Origin of the sequence: Pseudomonas sp. R1-15, assembly GCF_051132085.1 — a bacterium.
Taxonomy (GTDB): Bacteria; Pseudomonadota; Gammaproteobacteria; order Pseudomonadales; family Pseudomonadaceae; genus Aquipseudomonas.
Map to the genome: position 1 here is coordinate 1850001 of NZ_CP071660.1, position 19024 is coordinate 1869024.

The following is a 19024-nucleotide window of genomic DNA, read 5'->3' on the forward strand; positions in this document are numbered from 1 at the left end:
ATCGCTAGTAATCGCGAATCAGAATGTCGCGGTGAATACGTTCCCGGGCCTTGTACACACCGCCCGTCACACCATGGGAGTGGGTTGCACCAGAAGTAGCTAGTCTAACCTTCGGGAGGACGGTTACCACGGTGTGATTCATGACTGGGGTGAAGTCGTAACAAGGTAGCCGTAGGGGAACCTGCGGCTGGATCACCTCCTTAATCGACGACCGCAGCGGCTTCATGAGCTCCCACACGAATTGCTTGATTCATTGAAGAAGACGATTGGGTCTGTAGCTCAGTTGGTTAGAGCGCACCCCTGATAAGGGTGAGGTCGGCAGTTCGAATCTGCCCAGACCCACCAATTTCATGGTGTCCCCTGTAGCGATACGGGGCCATAGCTCAGCTGGGAGAGCGCCTGCCTTGCACGCAGGAGGTCAGCGGTTCGATCCCGCTTGGCTCCACCATTACAGATTGGTACCAACGTTTAAAGCTTAGAAATGAGCATTCCACCGTACGGTGCCTGAATGTTGATTTCTAGTCTTTTGATTAGATCGTTCTTTAAAAATTTGGGTATGTGATAGAAAGATAGACTGAACGTTACTTTCACTGGTAACGGCTCAGGCTAAGGTAAAATTTGTGAGTTCTCTTAGTTGAGAAATTCGAATTTTCGGCGAATGTCGTCTTCACAGTATAACCAGATTGCTTGGGGTTATATGGTCAAGTGAAGAAGCGCATACGGTGGATGCCTTGGCAGTCAGAGGCGATGAAAGACGTGGTAGCCTGCGAAAAGCTTCGGGGAGTCGGCAAACAGACTTTGATCCGGAGATGTCTGAATGGGGGAACCCAGCCATCATAAGATGGTTATCTTGTACTGAATACATAGGTGCAAGAGGCGAACCAGGGGAACTGAAACATCTAAGTACCCTGAGGAAAAGAAATCAACCGAGATTCCCTTAGTAGTGGCGAGCGAACGGGGACTAGCCCTTAAGCTTCTTTGATTTTAGCGGAACGCTCTGGAAAGTGCGGCCATAGTGGGTGATAGCCCTGTACGCGAAAGGATCTTAGAAGTGAAATCGAGTAGGACGGAGCACGAGAAACTTTGTCTGAATATGGGGGGACCATCCTCCAAGGCTAAATACTACTGACTGACCGATAGTGAACTAGTACCGTGAGGGAAAGGCGAAAAGAACCCCGGAGAGGGGAGTGAAATAGATCCTGAAACCGTATGCGTACAAGCAGTGGGAGCCCACTTTGTTGGGTGACTGCGTACCTTTTGTATAATGGGTCAGCGACTTATTTTCAGTGGCGAGCTTAACCGAATAGGGGAGGCGTAGCGAAAGCGAGTCTTAATAGGGCGTCTAGTCGCTGGGAATAGACCCGAAACCGGGCGATCTATCCATGGGCAGGTTGAAGGTTAGGTAACACTGACTGGAGGACCGAACCGACTACCGTTGAAAAGTTAGCGGATGACCTGTGGATCGGAGTGAAAGGCTAATCAAGCTCGGAGATAGCTGGTTCTCCTCGAAAGCTATTTAGGTAGCGCCTCATGTATCACTGTAGGGGGTAGAGCACTGTTTCGGCTAGGGGGTCATCCCGACTTACCAAACCGATGCAAACTCCGAATACCTACAAGTGCCGAGCATGGGAGACACACGGCGGGTGCTAACGTCCGTCGTGAAAAGGGAAACAACCCAGACCGTCAGCTAAGGTCCCAAAGTTATGGTTAAGTGGGAAACGATGTGGGAAGGCTTAGACAGCTAGGAGGTTGGCTTAGAAGCAGCCACCCTTTAAAGAAAGCGTAATAGCTCACTAGTCGAGTCGGCCTGCGCGGAAGATGTAACGGGGCTCAAACCATACACCGAAGCTACGGGTATCACGCAAGTGATGCGGTAGAGGAGCGTTCTGTAAGCCTGTGAAGGTGAGTTGAGAAGCTTGCTGGAGGTATCAGAAGTGCGAATGCTGACATGAGTAACGACAATGGGTGTGAAAAACACCCACGCCGAAAGACCAAGGTTTCCTGCGCAACGTTAATCGACGCAGGGTTAGTCGGTCCCTAAGGCGAGGCTGAAAAGCGTAGTCGATGGAAAACAGGTTAATATTCCTGTACTTCTGGTTATTGCGATGGAGGGACGGAGAAGGCTAGGCCAGCTTGGCGTTGGTTGTCCAAGTTTAAGGTGGTAGGCTGAGATCTTAGGTAAATCCGGGATCTTAAGGCCGAGAGCTGATGACGAGTTACCCTTTGGGTGACGAAGTGGTTGATGCCATGCTTCCAAGAAAAGCTTCTAAGCTTCAGGTAACCAGGAACCGTACCCCAAACCGACACAGGTGGTTGGGTAGAGAATACCAAGGCGCTTGAGAGAACTCGGGTGAAGGAACTAGGCAAAATGGCACCGTAACTTCGGGAGAAGGTGCGCCGGTGAGGGTGAAGCACTTGCTGCGTAAGCCCACGCCGGTCGAAGATACCAGGCCGCTGCGACTGTTTATTAAAAACACAGCACTCTGCAAACACGAAAGTGGACGTATAGGGTGTGACGCCTGCCCGGTGCCGGAAGGTTAATTGATGGGGTTAGCTAACGCGAAGCTCTTGATCGAAGCCCCGGTAAACGGCGGCCGTAACTATAACGGTCCTAAGGTAGCGAAATTCCTTGTCGGGTAAGTTCCGACCTGCACGAATGGCGTAACGATGGCGGCGCTGTCTCCACCCGAGACTCAGTGAAATTGAAATCGCTGTGAAGATGCAGTGTATCCGCGGCTAGACGGAAAGACCCCGTGAACCTTTACTATAGCTTTGCACTGGACTTTGAATTTGCTTGTGTAGGATAGGTGGGAGGCTTTGAAGCGTGGACGCCAGTCTGCGTGGAGCCATCCTTGAAATACCACCCTGGCAACTTTGAGGTTCTAACTCAGGTCCGTTATCCGGATCGAGGACAGTGTATGGTGGGTAGTTTGACTGGGGCGGTCTCCTCCTAAAGAGTAACGGAGGAGTACGAAGGTGCGCTCAGACCGGTCGGAAATCGGTCGTAGAGTATAAAGGCAAAAGCGCGCTTGACTGCGAGACAGACACGTCGAGCAGGTACGAAAGTAGGTCTTAGTGATCCGGTGGTTCTGTATGGAAGGGCCATCGCTCAACGGATAAAAGGTACTCCGGGGATAACAGGCTGATACCGCCCAAGAGTTCATATCGACGGCGGTGTTTGGCACCTCGATGTCGGCTCATCACATCCTGGGGCTGAAGCCGGTCCCAAGGGTATGGCTGTTCGCCATTTAAAGTGGTACGCGAGCTGGGTTTAGAACGTCGTGAGACAGTTCGGTCCCTATCTGCCGTGGACGTTTGAGATTTGAGAGGGGCTGCTCCTAGTACGAGAGGACCGGAGTGGACGAACCTCTGGTGTTCCGGTTGTCACGCCAGTGGCATTGCCGGGTAGCTATGTTCGGAAAAGATAACCGCTGAAAGCATCTAAGCGGGAAACTTGCCTCAAGATGAGATCTCACTGGGACCTTGAGTCCCCTGAAGGGCCGTCGAAGACTACGACGTTGATAGGCAGGGTGTGTAAGCGCTGTGAGGCGTTGAGCTAACCTGTACTAATTGCCCGTGAGGCTTGACCATATAACACCCAAGCAATCTGTAGACTCGAAAGAGGCCAGATTGCGGTGTGTGAAGACGAGATGAACCGAAAGTTCGAGTCAAAACCCACAAACTATCGCATACCCATTCGCCGGAACGTGACCGCAAGGCACGCGCTGGCTACCGAATTTCTTGACGACCATAGAGCATTGGAACCACCTGATCCCATCCCGAACTCAGAAGTGAAACGATGCATCGCCGATGGTAGTGTGGGGTTTCCCCATGTGAGAGTAGGTCATCGTCAAGATTAAATTCCGAAACCCCTATCTGCTGACGCAGGTAGGGGTTTTGTTTTGCCCGCAAGAAAATTGCCCTGAGGACATCCTCTTCGACACCATCAATCAAGCCCCAGGTACCGGGCAGCTCAGGTCTCCTTCTTCGCAGTTAAGGTACGTCTTGAACGCCTCTACTCGCGCCTTCGTCAGGGCTGTAATGCAGTCATTCTGAATCATCGGATAGACGCTCCCCCCTTCGGCACCAGAAGCAGAAAAGCTGCATTCGGCGTCACGGAAGTCAATCCAGGCTCGCTGTGCCTTGACCAGCAACTGCTTGGCCTCGGCATTGTCTTTCAAACGCGCTGTGATCTGTTTGTACAGGCTGTTCAGTTCCTTGTCGGCGGCCTTGGTCTCTTGGGCTGCACACTGGTTTATGTCGCCTTGGGTCGTGGCGTTGGTACAAACGTCAGCCTGGACAGCGCCAATGAACAACAGCGGAATCAGGGGCAGCAACAAACGGGTGTACATCATCAATCTCTCCATGAGGGGTAAAAACTGCTGGAGGAGTGTAACCAAACAAGGCGTTGATACAACTTTACGGTTGGCCTTGTGGTCTTACAGGCCTAATGTTGAACACAGGAGGTGACGACCCATGCATCTATCTGATCGTATCGAAAGAAAGATCTTGTTGAAGGCGCCGCGTTCGCAGGTCTGGCGAGCCATGGCCAATGCTGAAGCCTTCGGCCAATGGTTTGGCGTGGATCTCGCGGGCAAGCGGTTTGTCGCCGGTGAGCGCACCCAAGGGCAGATTACCTATCCGGGTTATGAGCATCTTGTGTGGGATGTCCTGGTGGAGCGTGTCGAACCCGAGCGAGTGTTCTCGTTTCGCTGGCATCCTTACGCTGTGGAGCCGCAGACCGACTATTCCCAAGAGTCCGAGACGCGTGTGCTATTCGAGCTTGAAGACATGGGCGGTGGCACTCTGCTGAAGGTAGTGGAGTCGGGGTTCAATGACATTCCCGAGGCGCGTCGACTCAAGGCTTTCCGAATGGACAGTCGTGGTTGGGATGAACAGATGGCCAATATTGAAGAGTATCTGAACAAGCCATGATGGATCCCAAGGACCAAACGCCGGTTACCTGACCGGGCTAAGGGTTTCCGGAAGGGGTGATATGGCGAATGTCTTACACGGCTTGGTAGCTATGTCCTCTGTTTCACTTTGGATCCGACGCGTAATCTAGCCTCATCCACTGAAGCACAGGAAGTGCTCAGGATCAGGGACGATCGACCTTGCAAGGATGGCTACCGACAGGGAGTCGTAATGGTCTTGGAAAAACCCGCTTCGGCGGGTTTTTTTTCGCCTGTAGAAAAGTAACAGTGGCGCATAGCGAAACGCTTACGTTGCGACGCTGCTTTCTCGTCTTTTTCTGCCTATTGATCCCCTCTAATCTATATCCATCCACTGAGTACAGGGAGTGCTTGGGGTCATGGATGATGGGACCCGGCATGGAGTGCCTGACAGGAAGTCAATCTGGTCCTTGAAAAACCCGCCTAGGCGGGTTTTTTTTCGTCCAAAGAATAGCCCCGTCATGCCAGGCGCCGTCCCATGGTGCGGTCAGCGCCATCAGCAGCGAGAGTCTGGCCACCGGGAGTACGGTCAGCGCCATCAGCAGCGAGAGTCTGACCGCCAGGAGTGCGATCCGCGCCGTCTGCTGCTACTGACTGCGAAGGCTCAGGCGACTGGGTAAAGAATCGATCCTGTTGCTGGCTTGGCAATGCGAAAGCGCTGGCGCTCAGGACAAGGCTGGTAACGGCGATCAAGGAATTGAAAGTTTTCATGGCAATGACTCCGGTCGTATCAAAGGGTTGAGTGCCGGGTCGTTCAGATGTCGAAATCTGCTGAACCCGTTGCAGCCCGGACGGTTGTCTTGCTGCATGGGTTCAGAGTAGGGGCGAGGTGGCTAGGGTCGTTAGTCGGATACTGCGCTCTGTTTGCCTGATCCTGTTTGTATGCACAATCAGGCGCTGCTCGCTTGCAACGCCTGGGCGCGAAGGCGAGCGACGTCCTTGCTCGGTGAGGCGCCGAATAGACGGCTGTATTCACGGCTGAACTGCGAGGGGCTCTCGTAGCCCATTTTGTAGCCGATTGACGAAACATCGCTGTTCTCCGCCAGCAGCAGTCGTCGGGCTTCCTGCAGGCGTAACTGTTTCTGGTATTGCAGCGGGCTCATGGCGGTCACGGCCTTGAAGCGATGATGCAGTGCCGACGGACTCAGATTGATCATCTGCGCCAGGCTGTCGATGCTCAATGGTTCGGCGTAATGGGTGTTAAGCCACTCGATGGCGCGGCTGATGCGGTGGGTCTGGGTGTCAGGAATAGCGATTTCGTGCAGCCGCCTGCCCTGGGCGCCCCGCAACAGTCGGTAGAAAATCTCTTTCTGGGCCAGTGGCGCGAGGGTGGCGATGTCGTCCGGGCTGTCGAGCAGTCGCAGCAAACGCAGCATTGCGTCGAGCAGCGGCTCGTCGATGCGGTCCAGGAACAATCCGCGATCGGCTCTTTCGCTCGGTACGCCAATTGGGCTGGCATCGGCGATCAACTGGCAGATCTGTGCCGGGTCGATGTCCAGGCGTATGCACAGGTATGGTTGCTCGGGGCTGGCCTCGATCACCTGGCCGGCCAGCGGCAGCGTCACCGAGACCACCAGGTAATTGAGCGGATCGTAAACATAGCGCTCGTCAGACAGCGTGACTTCCTTGCGCCCCTGGACAATCACGCACAGCCCGGGCTTGTGCACAACGTGCAAGGCCTCGGTGGGTTGATCGCTGCGGATCAGGTGCAAGGCCTCGATGGCCGTTGCGTGGACACCATATTCCGGTGCGAAGCGCTTCATCAGGTTCGCCAGCTCGGCGCGACGCTGATCTACGCCGTTAATGGGCGTGATGGTGATGGACGTGGATACCGACATGCCGATCAATCTCCCTGACCAATTTAATGGATCGCGCTAGTAAAGCTGATTGCAGCCGTAACGACCAGAGGCGTTATCGTTACAGGATCGTGCAAATGCGCAGGAGAATCCGGCTAACCGAAGCGCCTGACACCCTCCTAATCTGGACCTGTCAAAACGCTCCCACCGGGGGCCAACGCATCCAGACGAGGAAACCATCATGTCCGATATTCAAAACAAAGTAGTGGTCATCACTGGCGCTAGCAGCGGGATTGGTGAGGCGGCAGCACGGTTGTTGGCGGCCCGCGGGGCTTGCGTGGTGCTTGGCGCCCGGCGCGTGGAGCGCTTGCAAGCGCTGGTGCAAGAACTTGAAGCCGCCGGTCACCGGGCTGCCTGCAAAGCCGTGGACGTGACCCGTCGCGACGATGTCCAGAGCCTGATCGATTTCGCCGTCGAGAAATTCGGCGGGCTTGATGTGATCATCAATAACGCCGGCGTCATGCCGCTCTCCAAGCTTGAGGCGCTGAAGGTCGAGGAATGGGACCGCATGATCGACGTCAACATCCGTGGCGTGCTGCACGGCATCGCCGCCGGCCTGCCGTTGATGCAGCGCCAGCGCAGCGGACAATTCATCAATATTGCCTCCATCGGTGCGTACACCGTCAGCCCGACTGCCGCTGTGTACTGCGCGACCAAGTTTGCCGTACGGGCGATTTCCGAAGGCCTGCGCCAGGAGGTGGGTGGGGATGTCCGCGTGACGGTGATTTCCCCCGGCGTGACCGAGTCGGAACTGGCCGAAAGCATTTCCGACGAAGGCGGACGGGCCGAGATGCGCGAGTTCCGCAGGATCGCCATCCCCGCCGAGGCCATCGCTCGGGCAATTGCCTATGCGATCGAGCAACCGGCGGACGTGGACGTCAGCGAACTGGTAGTGCGGCCGACGGCCAGCCCATTTTAAAACCTGGCGACCACTAGGAGACGTCCCATGAGAAAGGCATTTGGAGACCAGGACAAATTCGTCGGCCTGTGGGTGACGGCCGATGGCGTGATTCGCCATCGGTTGCTTCCGGGCGGGCGCTACGACGAAGCACGTGGCACTCGCAAGAGTGCCTACGAGGGCGACTATTGGCTGCAGGACGACCATATCGAATACCACGACGATACGGGTTTCACCGCCGACGGTGATTTTCGCGATGGCGTGCTGTATCACGCCGGAATGGTCCTGTATCGCCAGGAGGAATAGGCCATCCAAGCCAGGCACCGGATTGCTGTGTCTGGCTGAACCTGCCGCTACGCTGATTCCAAGCGTGCCGCAGCCCGCTGGGTGATCTGCGAGCGCACGCGGAACGATTCCGCCGAACGCCGGTTGGCCTCTTCGAGCACCAGCGTCGGCGCGGTGTCCGGAGAACCTGCGGCGAACGGCGGAGCAGGTGCGTATTCAAGCTGCAATTGGACCAGCTCGGCGGTGTCCTGGTCGAACAGCTCGGCCGCCAGGGTCAAGGCAAAATCGATTCCCGCGGTGATGCCACCACCGGTAAGCAGGTTGCCGTCGCGGACCACACGGTCCGTGACCGGCGTCGCCCCGAGCGGCTGCAACAAACTGTGGAAGGCCCAGTGGGTGGTGGCGCGTTTGCCGCGCAACAATCCCGCCGCGCCGAGTACCAGCGCACCGGTGCACACCGAGGTGATGTATTTGGCATGAGTGGCCTGGCGCTTGATGAAGGCCAGGGTCTGCTCATCTTCCATCAACGGACCGACGCCGCTACCACCGGGGACACAAATGACGTCGAGCTTCGGACAGTCCTCGAAGGTGGTGGTTGGCAGCAGGACCAAGCCCGTGCTGGAGGTAACCGGCGCCAGGTCTTTCCAGATCAGATGCACTTTCACATCTGGCAGCGAAGCCAGCACGTCAAAAGGCCCGGTGAGGTCCAACTGCTGAACCTGGGGGAATAACAGAAAACCGATCTGCAACGTCATGTCGCGTGCTCCTTTGGATGATTGCCCGAGAGGGTGGACGGTTTGACTTTAGACTCGTAGGATCTGGCGTATTCGCCAATAAGCCCTCGAATCACGCCAATATGCCAAACACAGCAAAAACCGTTCATGTGCTGGCCTTCGCCAACGTACAAGTGCTGGATGTCACCGGGCCTCTGCAGGTCTTCGCGTCGGCCAATGATCTGGTTTGCGGACAAGGCTTGCCGGCGCCGTATGCGCCGACTGTTATTGCTGCGGGTGGCGGGGCGGTGATGTCGTCGGCGGGGTTGGCGCTGATGGCCGAACCACTGCCCAGCGAGGGCAGTGACACCTTGTTGATTGCCGGCGGTTGGGGCGTGTACGAAGCCGCGAAAGATCCTGCGCTGGTGGCCTGGGTCAAGGATCAGGGAGCGCGTTCGCGAAGAGTCGCATCGGTGTGTACCGGGGCGTTTCTGCTGGCGGCCAGTGGCTGGCTGGACGGACGCCGGGTGGCGACCCACTGGACCCGTTGTGAACAGCTGGCCCGGCAACATCCAGAACTGCAGGTCGAACCCAATCCGATTTTCATCAAGGATGGTTCGGTCTGGACCTCGGCTGGAGTCACGGCCGGCATTGACCTGGCGTTGGCGCTGGTCGAAGAGGACCTGGGCCGGGCGATGGCGCTGGAAGTCGCGCGGCATCTGGTGGTATTCCTCAAGCGCCCCGGGGGGCAGTCGCAGTTCAGCGCTACTTTGGCATTACAGGAGCAGGGCGGTCGTTTCGATAAACTGCACGCCTGGATCGCCGAAAACCTCACTCGCGACCTGGGCTTGTCGAGCCTGGCCGCCGAGGCCGGTATGAGCGAGCGCAGCTTTGTCCGTCATTACCGCGCCGAGACCGGCCAGACCCCGGCCCGTGCGGTGGAACTGATCCGCGTGGAAACTGCCCGGCGGCTGCTCTGCGACAGTGCGGTGCCGATCAAGCGCGTCGCCCTGCAATGCGGCTTCGGCAGCGAAGAAACCTTGCGTCGCAGTTTTCTGCGGGGCATGGGCGTGACGCCCCAGGCTTATCGCGAGCGGTTTGCGCTCAGCCCTCAAGCAAATCCAGCAATGCCCTGAGCGTGGCTTCAGGTGCTTCCTGAGGAATGTTATGGCCGACGCCAGCCAGCACGCGGCGCTCGTAGCGTCCGGTGAAATGCGCGGCATCTTCGTCGTGCTCGGGCGCGGGTCCCACGCCGTCATCTGCGCCGCACAGGGAAATACTCGGCACGCCGATGGCCGGTTGCGCCGCCAACTGTTCCTCCATCCATTCAAGCGTCGGATCTCCCGGCGCGTACATGAAGCGATGGCGATAGGAATGAATCACCACCTCGACAAAATCCGGATTATCAAACGAAGGCGCGCTCAGCGGATACAGCTCCGCACCGCGCGCCCAGGTCGGCGACCACAGGCGCCAGAGCAATTGGCACAGCTCGCGTCGGTTCTGCTTCAGGCCTCCGACGCCGCGGTCGGTGTGGAAGTAATACTGATACCACAAGCGGTATTCGGTTTCCGGGTCCAGTGGCTGGGTTGATCGAGGAATATTCTGCAGGTTGTAGCCATCGCCGGTGACCAGGCAGCGAACGCGCTCGGGCCACAACGCGGCGACAATGCACGCGGCGCGGCCACCCCAGTCATAGCCGCACAGCGCAGCTTGGGGAATGTCGAGTGTGTGCATCAGGTCCAGCAGGTCCTGGGCCAGTGCCGCTTGCTGGCCGGAGCGGGCAATCGCGGGATTGTTGAACCGGGTCGGGCCGTAGCCGCGCAGGTACGGCACGATGACTCGATAACCGCGTTGGGCCAAGGGCGGGGCAACCTCGTCAAAGGCCCGCGGATCGTAGGGAAAACCGTGCAGCAGGATGATCGGCTCGCCGTTGGCGGGGCCGTGTTCCTCATAGGCGATGCGCAGCAGCGGCGTTACCGCAAAATTGATCCTGGGCGCAGATGTCATGTCGGTCTCCGGCTTCATTCGGTTGGGGTCAGGCGGGTTCCTGGTTCACATATTTGGCCCGGTCTGGCGTGAATGTCACGATCATGCTCGTGTTTGAGCAGGTCAGGGTGCGTTCCTCGGCCAGGTCGATGTCCAGGTCTTCGCCGCGCAGGCCCTGCCATTGGGCCAGGTACTTGAGGCAACCGAACTTGGCGGATTTCTTCAGGCTGCGGCTGACCCCGCCTTTCCAGCCCAGCACCGGCAGCTCTCCGGCGAGACAACGTTGCGCCAGTTCAGGGAACCTCTGCGCCCGGTCGCGGCCGACTTCCCAGCATTTGATCAAGCCCTTGTCCGGGCCGTCCCAGAGTTCTTCGCGGCTCAGCCCGGTGCGGGGTTCGGTGGTGATGGGACGTTGGATATGCGTCATGGTCGGGTCCTTGAGTCGGGTTCTTATCGGGCAGCTCCGCTGCACCCGTGAGTGCGTCGATCTTAGGAGAGGGGGACGGGGCTGGCAACCAGGAGTCACTCAAATGCGTTTGGCTTTGGCGAAAAGCAGATCCACCGTGGCGAGGGAGCTTGCTCCCGCTCGGCTGCGCAGCAGTCGTCGCTTTTCAATCCGGAATTTTTGGGGTCGCTGCGCAACCCAGCGGGAGCAAGCTCCCTCGCCACGGGCTTGGTGGTCCTACAAAAAATTTGGCGAATCAGAATTTTCCGACGAGTCGTGGCGGTTGGTGGTTCGGAAGCGGTGGGAATAGGCTTTGTTCGTCGCTCCAAAATCAGCGACCGGGCTTGGTCGTCCGGGTTTAGAATGGCGCATTGTCTGCTTTATGGCTTACTGTGCGTGGGAGGGCTGCGGCCCTGCCGGATTTCCACCCTCTGCTTGGTCGCGGAAATGGCGAACTCCACCGCTGGGGCTTCAGCAGTTGATCGAGTTGGGAATACTGCTGGCCAACCGAGCGCTGGATAACATCGAACTGGCGGAGCCACCGCGCTAGCCGGAGCGCTGCAGGCCCCCTGTGGCGAGGGAGCTTGCTCCCGCTCGGCTGCGCAGCAGTCGTCGTTTTTCAATCCGGAATTTTTGGGGTCGCTGCGCAACCCAGCGGGAGTAAGCTCCCTCGCCACGGGGGACAATCCAAATTTCCCCTCACGGCTGCCAATGATTTTTCTCCCCGCTCAACCTGCGGTCCAGGAAACTCGCCGCGCTGATCAGCGCCAGATGGCTCAGCGCCTGGGGCAGGTTACCCAGGTGATAACCATGGCTGTCAAATTCCTCGGCATACAGCCCAAGCGGATTGGCGTAGCGCAGCAACTGTTCGAATTCCAGTTGGGCTTTCTCCACGCGGCCGGCGCGGGCCAGGCACTCGACGTACCAGAACGAGCAGGCGACGAACGAACCTTCGGTGCCGCTGAGACCGTCGATGGAGCCGTCGTCGGTGCGGTAGCGATAGACCATGCCGTCGCGCACCAAATCTTTCTCGATGGCGTCCAGCGTTGACAGCCAGCGCGGGTCGCGGGCACTGACGAAGCGCACCAGCGGCATCAGCAGCATCGAGCCGTCAAGGGCGGTGCTGCCCAGGCGCTGGACGAAGTGCTGGTGTTCGTCATTCCAGAAATTCGTCCAGATGTCTTCATAGATGGCCTGTCGAGTCTCGTCCCAACGGGCGAACGGGGCGGGCAGCGAACGTTTGCTCGCCAGACGGATGGCACGGTCCACCGCCACCCAGCACATCAGCCGCGAATGCAGGAAATGCTGCTCCTCGCCGCGCATTTCCCAGATGCCCACGTCCTTGTCCCGCCAGATTTCGCACACTTGGTCGACCACATCGACCGTGTGTTTCCAGCCTTGGTGGGAGATGGCTTCGCCGTATTTGTTGACCAGGTACACCGCATCCATCAACTCGCCGAAGATGTCCAACTGCACCTGCTGGTAGGCGAGGTTGCCGATGCGCACCGGTCGCGCGTTGCCGTAGCCGCTCAGGTGCGTCAGCTCGGTTTCCGGCAGTTCGAGCCGGCCGTCCAGGCCGTAAAGAATGTTGAGCTTGGTCGGTTGTTCGCGGCAGTCGCTGACCCGGCCGCGCAGCCAGCGCATATAGGCGTTGGCTTCGTCGACAAAGCCCAGGCGCATGAACGCGTAGACGGTGAACGAGGCGTCGCGGATCCAGGTGTAGCGGTAATCCCAGTTGCGTTCGCCGCCGCGTGTTTCCGGCAGGCCGAAGGTGGCGGCGGCGAGGATCGCGCCCTGTTTGCGCGAGGTCAGTAGCTTCAGCGCCAACGCCGAGCGGTTGACCATTTCCCGCCAGCGGCCACGGTAGTTGGATTGGCCGATCCAGCCGCGCCAGAACGCCAGGGTTCTCTCCAGGCACAGGGTACTGGTGTCGTCCACCAGGCGCGGGTCGTCGATGCCACCCAAGAGAAATTCAGCGGTCTGGCCTTGGCCCAGGGTGAACTCGGTCACCGCCGCCTGGCCATCCAGGGTCATGGGCTGGTCGGCGCACAGGCGCAGGCTCGGTTGCTGCGGGGCCTCGAAGATGACGTGATCGCCGTCCTGGCGCGCGGTAGTCGCGGCGCGTGAATAATCATGGCGCACCGCGCAGCGCATGCGAAACGTCGCGCTGCCGACCGTCATGCGCACTCGGCGCATCAAGACCGGCAAATCATCCTCGCTGTCGCCAATGGGTAGCAGATCGGTGATCTCCACCACCACGCCATCGCTCAGCCAGCGGGTCTGCAGGACATTGGTGTCGGGCAGGTAGATTTGCTGGCGACGGGCATCCGGCAAATCCGGAGCAAGCTGGAAGATGCCCGCTTCGGGGGTGTCGAGCAGCGAACAGAAGATCGACGGGCTGTCGAATTCCGGCCAGCAGAAAAAATCCACGCTGCCCCGATCGTTGACCAGCGCCGCCGTGCGCATGTCACCGATGATGCCGTGGTTCTCGATCGGGCTCTGCGGTTCGTCATGATCAGCCATTGCCGCGGAACCCCGGATAGAGGCTCATCCCGCCATCGATGAACAGCGTGGTGCCCACCACATAATCGGACAGGTCCGACGCCAGCCAGACCACCGCGTTGGCGACATCCTCCACATTGCCGACCCGGCCGTAGGGAATCAGCTGCAACAGCTCCTGTTCCTTGTCGCCCTCCATGGCCTCACGGTTGATGGCCGTGCGGATGGCGCCGGGGGCGATGCTGTTGATGCGGATGCGCTGGTGACTGGTTTCCTGGGCCAGGGTCTGCATGAGCTGATCGATGCCGCCCTTGGACGCCGCGTAATTGACGTGGCCGGCCCAGGGGATGCGCTGGTGCACCGAACTCATGTGGATGATCTTGCCGGCGGCCTGGGACACACCCTGGCGAATGCCCTGGCGGTTGAAAATGCGCAAGGCCGCGCGGGCGCAAAGGAACTGGCCGGTGAGATTGACGCCGATGACGGTGTTCCAGTCGTCCAGACTCATGTCGACGGCGGCGGCGTCTTTTTGCAGGCCGGAGTTGGCGACCAGGATGTCCAGCGTGCCGAACGCGTCCAGGGTCTGGGCGAATAGCCGCTCGACGTCCTGTTCCTTCGACACATCGGCGCCGATGGCGATGGCTCGGCCACCGCTGTCGTTGATCTCGCGGGCCAGGTCTTCGGCGGGTCCGGCGCTGGAATGGTAATTGAGCACCACAGCGGCACCGGCCGCCGCCAGCGCCCGGGCCGCACCGGCGCCAATGCCGGAGCTGGCGCCGGTAACCAGAGCAACTTGTCGGGCAAGAGAAATCTGCATGGGATAGCACCTTGAACTGAGGGCCTTACTTGCTGACTGACGACAGGCGCGCAGAGTTCATTTGCAGGCGGCAGTCTTCACATTTCACCGACAGTTTTGCGCTTTCCCCGGCACCGTCCTTTGTGGCAAGTTGCAGGCCCTTGTTGAGGCGGCATCCCATGGCAAATCCTTATCGTGAACTGTTCAGCGCACCTGGCAGCCGTGGCTTCGTGCTGGCAGGAATGATCGCGCGCATGCCGATATCGATGACCGGGATCGGCGTGATCACCATGCTTGCGCAGCTCAAGGGCGGTTACGGATTGGCCGGCGCGGTGGCGGCGACGTTTGCCTTGGCGACGGCGTTCTGCGCGCCGCAGGTGTCGCGGCTGGTCGACCGTTTTGGCCAGCGGCGGGTCTTGCCATTAGCGGCGCTGCTGGGTGGCGGGGCGTTGCTGATGCTGCTGTTGTGCACGCGCTTGCAGGCGCCCCAGTGGACGCTGTTCCTGTTCGCCGCCCTGGCCGGTTGCATGCCCAGCATGTCGGCGATGGTGCGGGCGCGCTGGACCGAGGTGTATCGCGGCCAGCCGCAGCTGCGCACTGCCTATGCGCTGGAGTCAGTGTTGGACGAGGTCTGCTTCATCGTCGGACCGCCGCTGTCGGTGGGGTTGTGCGTGGTGGCGTTCCCGGAGGCCGGGCCGCTGGCCTCGGTGTTGCTGCTGGCGATCGGCGTGACGGCGTTTGTCCTGCAGCGCGGCACCGAGCCGCCGGTGCACCCGCATCAGGCGCATCACCAGGGCTCGATCATCAGCTCAAGCGACGTGCTTTTGCTGCTGCTGTTGATGGTCGCCATGGGCGTCATCGTCGGGGTGGTGGACGTAGTCAGCGTGGCGTTCGCCCAGCATCAGGGACAACCGGCGGCGGCGAGCATCGTACTGTCGGTCTATGCCATCGGCTCGTGCCTGGCCGGCCTGGCGTTTGGTGCGCTGCGTTCGAAGTTGCCATTGCCGCGATTGTTCCTGTACGGCGGGGTGGCGACGGCGGTAACCACGCTGCCGCTGTTGTTGGCGAGCAATATCCTCGGGCTGTCGCTGGCGGTATTTGTTGCGGGGTTGTTCTTCGCGCCGACGCTGATTGTCGCCATGGCCCTGGTGGAACGCATCGTGCCGCCGGCGCGGCTCACCGAAGGCCTGACCTGGCTGGTGACCGGGCTGAGCATCGGCGTGGCCATCGGCGCGGCGGGCTCGGGTTGGCTGGTGGATACGTATGGCGCGCGCAGTGGTTTCTGGCTGGCGATTGCGGCTGGGGCAGTGGTGCTGGGAGCGGCGGTGCAAAGTTATCGCCAGCAAAAATAACGCACACCTTCTTGTGGCGAGGGAGCTTGCTCCCGCTGGGTTGCGTAGCGACCCCAAGGTTTGCGCCTGCTGCGCAGTCGAGCGGGAGCAAGCTCCCTCGCCACGAAAGCAAACTTCGGACGCTACCAACCCCGCCCCGAATTCACCCAGAAATTCACTGACAGCGAGGTGGACACCGACTCCACCTGATGAAACCAGCCCTCCGGCAAAAACAGCAAATCCCCAGCCTCCAGCGTCACCCGCAGGAAGGTCACGTCGCGGGCGTGGGGGAAACGCTCGTAGTCCGGCGCGTCCGGGTTGAAGTCGCAACCGTCCAGCCCGCCCTGGGGCGCGGTCGACCAGGTGCCCAGGGCCTCGCGGTGGTGGGGGGCGGCGAGGGTGAAGGTTTTCTGGCCCCAGACCTGGGCGAACAGGTTGTCGGTGTCGTCGCGGTGCAGCGGTGTGAGGGTGCCCTTGGGGCCGATCCAGATGCGCGGCGGAATGAACAGTGACGGATCGAAGTAGGGCGGGTACTTAATCAGCTCCATCAGCTGCGCCGGCAGTATATTGTTGCCCATGTAGGCTGGCGGCTCGCCGTCTGCACCCTTGGCGGCCGGGTTGTCGAGGGACTCGATGAAATCGGCCATGGAGGTCGAGCGGAAATCCCGCTCCGTGGAAAAGGTTTTCTTCACGTAGTCGCCGTGGCGGGTGATGCCTTGCAGCTGGGCAAAATGAACCAGGGATTCTTCCCGGCTGAGCTTGAACAAGGGCCAGTCCTGCAGCGCGTCGCTGATCACCAGCGGAATGCCATGGGGCAGGTAGCGTGCCTGGAAATCCCTCACCGACAGTTCGCTGCGCGGCCGCCGCTCGACGCTGCGTTGGGTCGGCAGGCTCGCGGTGAGGGTTTCGCTGAAGCGCGGCGGGGTCGGGTAGCGTTTGTTCATGTCGACCTTTTCCGCCGGGCGGCTGCCATTGCGGGCGTGATCGATGATCTGCGGCAGCAACGTCGCCAGGCCCATGTTGCCACCGATCTTCAGGCGGCCGCTGGCGAACAGTTCCTCGACATTGGCCAGGCCGGCCATGATCCCGAGAAAGTCCTTTTCCGCGATTTCGATGGTCACGTCGGGGCTGCTGTGCCGACCAGCCTGGGTGTGGCTGCTGGCTTTGACCTCGGACCAGTACGCCTGATGCGGGCCGAACACGAATTGGAAAACGCCGTCGATACCAACGGCGCCGGCGTTGGCGAACAGTTTGCCCAGGATGGTTTGCAGGTCCACGGCGGTCACTCTTGTGGGTTTTGGTCTTAGCAGGTAACGAGGGCCCGGATCAGAAATTTAGCCCTCGCGCCCGACCATCGCCCTAGCGTGTCGCGACGATGAACACCCTCGGGAACGGCAGCAGGACCGACCCATCGTCCAGGGCCGGATAGGCCTGTTCGATGGCCTTGAGGTATTGCTTCAGGTAGTCCTCGCGCTGCGCGTCGTCCAGCGGCTCGAGGAACGGCCGCAGGCCGCTGCCCTTGAACCACTCCACGACCCCCGAGGCGCCACCGGCCAGCGGGTGATGGTAGGTGGTGCGCCACACATCGACGCGGGTGCAGTGGGGTTTGAGGATCGAGTAATAAGTGCTGGCATCCTCCACCTCGGTCCGCGAATCCGCCGCGCCGGCCAGTTGACTGGCCCAGGGGCCGCTGGCGGCAATGTCACGCATCAAACGGTGGGACGGTTGGTGCAGGGTGTCAGGCATCTGGACCGCCAGGCTGCCGCCAGGGGCGAGTTTGTCCACCAGCGACGGCAGCAGGGTGGCGTGGTCGGGTAGCCATTGCAGCACGGCGTTGGCGAAGATCACGTCGAAGGGGCCGCTTTCGTTCCAGCGCCCGATATCGGCGGTGTCGAATGTCACGCCGGGCAAGCGCTTACGGGCGGCTTCGACCATGTCGGCGGAACTGTCCAGGCCACGCACCGTTGCGTCGGGAAAGTGATCGACCAGCAGTTCGGTGGAGTTGCCGGGGCCGCAGCCCAGGTCGATGACCTGACGCGCCTGTACCGGCGGGATGGCCGCCAGTAGATCGCGGGACGGGCGGGTGCGTTCCTGTTCGAACGCGACATATTGTTGGGCGGACCAGCTCATTGTGTTCTCCTTAAGGGCAGACCAGGCCATCGGGCGTGCAGTATAAGACGCATCCGGGCGAGGGGCCGGTGACTAATTCTGCACGGCCCGGCCTCGTTATTCCTTTTATACAAACGATCGGAGAAAACCGCAGTGACCCAACTGACCCTGCTGTGTCTGCCGTATTCCGGCGCCAGCGCGATGGTTTACAGCCGCTGGCGGCGCAAGGTGCCGCAGTGGCTGACGGTGCAGCCGGTGGAGTTGCCGGGGCGTGGGGCGCGTTTCGCCGAGCCGCTGCACACCGACATGGGGCCCTTGGCCAAGCAATTGGCGCGGGAGCTGGCTCCGACCCTCCAGGCCCCTTACGCCTTGTTCGGCCACAGCCTGGGCGCGCTGCTGGCCTGTGAAATCGCTCATGCCTTGCGTGAGCTGGGCTGCCCGGAGCCGGTAGCGCTGTTTGCCTCGGGCACCGCGGCGCCGACGATGCGCGCCGACTATGACCGGGGTTTCGCCGAGCCGAAAACCGATGCCGAACTGATCGACAAGCTGCGTACCCTCAACGGTACCAGCGAAGAGGTGCTGGCCAATGAAGAGCTGATGGCTTTGACCTTGCCGGTACTGCGCGCGGACTTCCTGCTCTGTGGCCGCTACCAGCCAAGGCTTCGGTCACCGCTCAACTGCCCCGTGCACGTACTCGGCGGCACCGCCGACAAGGCCACCACCGAACAGTTGATCGGCTGGAGCCGCGAAACCAGCGGCAGCTTCTCCGTGGATATGCTGGCGGGCGGGCACTTCTTCATCCATGAACACGAGGCCAGGGTGCTGCGGCTGATCAAGGATCAGCTGAGCGTGCATCACCGGCGACACGGGTTGGCGATCAGCGCATAACCGATTCAAGACCCGCTTTTGTGGCGAGGGAGCTTGCTCCCGCTGGGCGGCGAAGCCGCCCCAAAAGAGATGGCGCATTAAGCCAGGCAGACCGCATCAGCCGGTTTACGACTGCTGCGCAGCCGAGCGGGAGCAAGCTCCCTCGCCACGGTTTTTCTTCATTCCTGACACTTGTTCCCAATCGCTAATTTTTCCGGTTTGCATTCGTTTCATAGGGACGACTTGCCTTTGTGCCTCTGTGCCCACTGATTCCGGATACCCCAGAA

At 60.0% G+C, this 19024-nt stretch carries 15 protein-coding genes, 2 tRNA genes and 3 rRNA genes (1 of these 20 running past the window's edge); 11 read left to right on the top strand and 9 right to left on the bottom strand.

Annotated features, from left to right (window positions below):
• From J3P97_RS08480 to rrf, 5 genes are all read left to right on the top strand, one after another.
• Positions 1–203: ribosomal RNA gene (locus tag J3P97_RS08480) — 16S ribosomal RNA — on the top strand (it extends 1336 nt beyond the left edge of the window).
• A gap of 65 nt (positions 204–268) precedes the next feature.
• Positions 269–345, top strand: a tRNA-Ile gene (locus J3P97_RS08485).
• A gap of 27 nt (positions 346–372) precedes the next feature.
• A tRNA-Ala gene (locus J3P97_RS08490) sits at positions 373–448 on the top strand.
• A gap of 251 nt (positions 449–699) precedes the next feature.
• Positions 700–3591: ribosomal RNA gene (locus J3P97_RS08495) — 23S ribosomal RNA — on the top strand.
• A 149-nt stretch (positions 3592–3740) separates the two neighbouring features.
• Positions 3741–3856, top strand: a 5S ribosomal RNA gene (gene rrf, locus J3P97_RS08500).
• Together the 16S, 23S and 5S rRNA genes with 2 tRNA genes alongside form the textbook arrangement of a ribosomal RNA operon.
• A gap of 94 nt (positions 3857–3950) precedes the next feature.
• On the opposite strand, the gene J3P97_RS08505 is transcribed toward rrf, so the two are convergent.
• Positions 3951–4352, bottom strand: a complete 402-nt coding sequence (locus J3P97_RS08505; RefSeq protein WP_434574251.1) for a lysozyme inhibitor LprI family protein — start codon at positions 4350–4352, stop codon at positions 3951–3953.
• Between the two features lie 124 nt (positions 4353–4476).
• On the opposite strand from J3P97_RS08505, the gene J3P97_RS08510 reads away from it, so the two are divergent.
• The gene (locus J3P97_RS08510; RefSeq protein WP_434603372.1) at positions 4477–4935 is read left to right on the top strand and encodes an SRPBCC family protein; all 459 of its coding nucleotides are present in this window, start codon (positions 4477–4479) and stop codon (positions 4933–4935) included.
• Between the two features lie 907 nt (positions 4936–5842).
• On the opposite strand, the gene J3P97_RS08515 is transcribed toward J3P97_RS08510, so the two are convergent.
• Positions 5843–6790, bottom strand: coding sequence for an AraC family transcriptional regulator (locus J3P97_RS08515; RefSeq protein ID WP_305495957.1), 948 nt, complete (start codon positions 6788–6790; stop codon positions 5843–5845).
• A 199-nt stretch (positions 6791–6989) separates the two neighbouring features.
• On the opposite strand from J3P97_RS08515, the gene J3P97_RS08520 reads away from it, so the two are divergent.
• On the top strand, positions 6990–7727 hold the full coding sequence (locus J3P97_RS08520) for an SDR family oxidoreductase (protein ID WP_434569275.1): 738 nt from the start codon (positions 6990–6992) through the stop codon (positions 7725–7727).
• A 27-nt stretch (positions 7728–7754) separates the two neighbouring features.
• Entirely contained in the window at positions 7755–8012 is a 258-nt protein-coding gene (locus J3P97_RS08525) for an Atu4866 domain-containing protein (protein WP_434673903.1), read from the top strand.
• 47 nt (positions 8013–8059) lie between these two features.
• Here J3P97_RS08525 and inhA read toward each other — a convergent pair whose 3' ends face one another.
• Positions 8060–8746 (bottom strand): isonitrile hydratase, encoded by a 687-nt coding sequence (inhA, locus tag J3P97_RS08530; protein ID WP_434569273.1) that lies wholly within the window; start codon positions 8744–8746, stop codon positions 8060–8062.
• A 101-nt stretch (positions 8747–8847) separates the two neighbouring features.
• Between inhA and J3P97_RS08535 the strand changes: the two genes are divergently transcribed.
• Positions 8848–9840, top strand: coding sequence for a GlxA family transcriptional regulator (locus J3P97_RS08535; RefSeq protein WP_434673904.1), 993 nt, complete (start codon positions 8848–8850; stop codon positions 9838–9840).
• Here the strand turns inward: J3P97_RS08535 and J3P97_RS08540 are convergent.
• The 4 genes from J3P97_RS08540 to J3P97_RS08555 all read right to left on the bottom strand — a co-directional run bounded on the left by J3P97_RS08540 (position 9809) and on the right by J3P97_RS08555 (position 14451).
• Positions 9809–10711 (bottom strand): alpha/beta fold hydrolase, encoded by a 903-nt coding sequence (locus J3P97_RS08540; protein WP_434673905.1) that lies wholly within the window; start codon positions 10709–10711, stop codon positions 9809–9811. The genes J3P97_RS08535 and J3P97_RS08540 overlap by 32 nt on opposite strands.
• 28 nt (positions 10712–10739) lie before the next feature.
• Positions 10740–11117 (bottom strand): hypothetical protein, encoded by a 378-nt coding sequence (locus tag J3P97_RS08545; RefSeq protein ID WP_434673906.1) that lies wholly within the window; start codon positions 11115–11117, stop codon positions 10740–10742.
• 717 nt (positions 11118–11834) lie between these two features.
• Complete coding sequence (locus J3P97_RS08550; protein WP_434673907.1) at positions 11835–13658, bottom strand: glycoside hydrolase family 15 protein; 1824 nt, start codon at positions 13656–13658, stop codon at positions 11835–11837.
• Positions 13651–14451, bottom strand: a complete 801-nt coding sequence (locus J3P97_RS08555) for an SDR family oxidoreductase (protein ID WP_434673908.1) — start codon at positions 14449–14451, stop codon at positions 13651–13653. Before J3P97_RS08555 ends, J3P97_RS08550 begins: the two co-directional genes overlap by 8 nt.
• Positions 14452–14609: 158 nt before the next feature.
• Here J3P97_RS08555 and J3P97_RS08560 point away from each other — a divergent pair, with 158 nt between their 5' ends.
• Entirely contained in the window at positions 14610–15782 is a 1173-nt protein-coding gene (locus tag J3P97_RS08560) for an MFS transporter (RefSeq protein ID WP_434673909.1), read from the top strand.
• Positions 15783–15904: 122 nt separating this feature from the next.
• Here J3P97_RS08560 and J3P97_RS08565 read toward each other — a convergent pair whose 3' ends face one another.
• Both J3P97_RS08565 and tam read right to left on the bottom strand, forming a co-directional pair.
• Complete coding sequence (locus J3P97_RS08565) at positions 15905–17038, bottom strand: cupin-like domain-containing protein (RefSeq protein ID WP_434603392.1); 1134 nt, start codon at positions 17036–17038, stop codon at positions 15905–15907.
• An 82-nt stretch (positions 17039–17120) separates the two neighbouring features.
• A complete protein-coding gene (tam, locus tag J3P97_RS08570; protein ID WP_434673910.1) occupies positions 17121–17891 on the bottom strand; it encodes a trans-aconitate 2-methyltransferase in 771 nt (256 codons plus the stop codon).
• Between the two features lie 132 nt (positions 17892–18023).
• Between tam and J3P97_RS08575 the strand changes: the two genes are divergently transcribed.
• Positions 18024–18758 carry a thioesterase II family protein gene (locus J3P97_RS08575; protein ID WP_434673911.1) on the top strand — a complete coding sequence of 245 codons (735 nt, stop codon included), beginning with the start codon at positions 18024–18026 and terminating at the stop codon, positions 18756–18758.
• Positions 18759–19024: the final 266 nt, after the last annotated feature.

Bases quoted from the DNA above. Each gene is read 5' to 3' on its own strand.
- J3P97_RS08505 (WP_434574251.1), bottom strand. From the start codon at position 4,352: ATGTACACCCGTTTGTTGCTGCCCCTGATTCCGCTGTTGTTCATTGGC.
- J3P97_RS08510 (WP_434603372.1), top strand. From the start codon at position 4,477: ATGCATCTATCTGATCGTATCGAAAGAAAGATCTTGTTGAAGGCGCCG.
- J3P97_RS08515 (WP_305495957.1), bottom strand. From the start codon at position 6,790: ATGTCGGTATCCACGTCCATCACCATCACGCCCATTAACGGCGTAGAT.
- J3P97_RS08520 (WP_434569275.1), top strand. From the start codon at position 6,990: ATGTCCGATATTCAAAACAAAGTAGTGGTCATCACTGGCGCTAGCAGC.
- J3P97_RS08525 (WP_434673903.1), top strand. From the start codon at position 7,755: ATGAGAAAGGCATTTGGAGACCAGGACAAATTCGTCGGCCTGTGGGTG.
- inhA (WP_434569273.1), bottom strand. From the start codon at position 8,746: ATGACGTTGCAGATCGGTTTTCTGTTATTCCCCCAGGTTCAGCAGTTG.
- J3P97_RS08535 (WP_434673904.1), top strand. From the start codon at position 8,848: ATGCCAAACACAGCAAAAACCGTTCATGTGCTGGCCTTCGCCAACGTA.
- J3P97_RS08540 (WP_434673905.1), bottom strand. From the start codon at position 10,711: ATGACATCTGCGCCCAGGATCAATTTTGCGGTAACGCCGCTGCTGCGC.
- J3P97_RS08545 (WP_434673906.1), bottom strand. From the start codon at position 11,117: ATGACGCATATCCAACGTCCCATCACCACCGAACCCCGCACCGGGCTG.
- J3P97_RS08550 (WP_434673907.1), bottom strand. From the start codon at position 13,658: ATGGCTGATCATGACGAACCGCAGAGCCCGATCGAGAACCACGGCATC.
- J3P97_RS08555 (WP_434673908.1), bottom strand. From the start codon at position 14,451: ATGCAGATTTCTCTTGCCCGACAAGTTGCTCTGGTTACCGGCGCCAGC.
- J3P97_RS08560 (WP_434673909.1), top strand. From the start codon at position 14,610: ATGGCAAATCCTTATCGTGAACTGTTCAGCGCACCTGGCAGCCGTGGC.
- tam (WP_434673910.1), bottom strand. From the start codon at position 17,891: ATGAGCTGGTCCGCCCAACAATATGTCGCGTTCGAACAGGAACGCACC.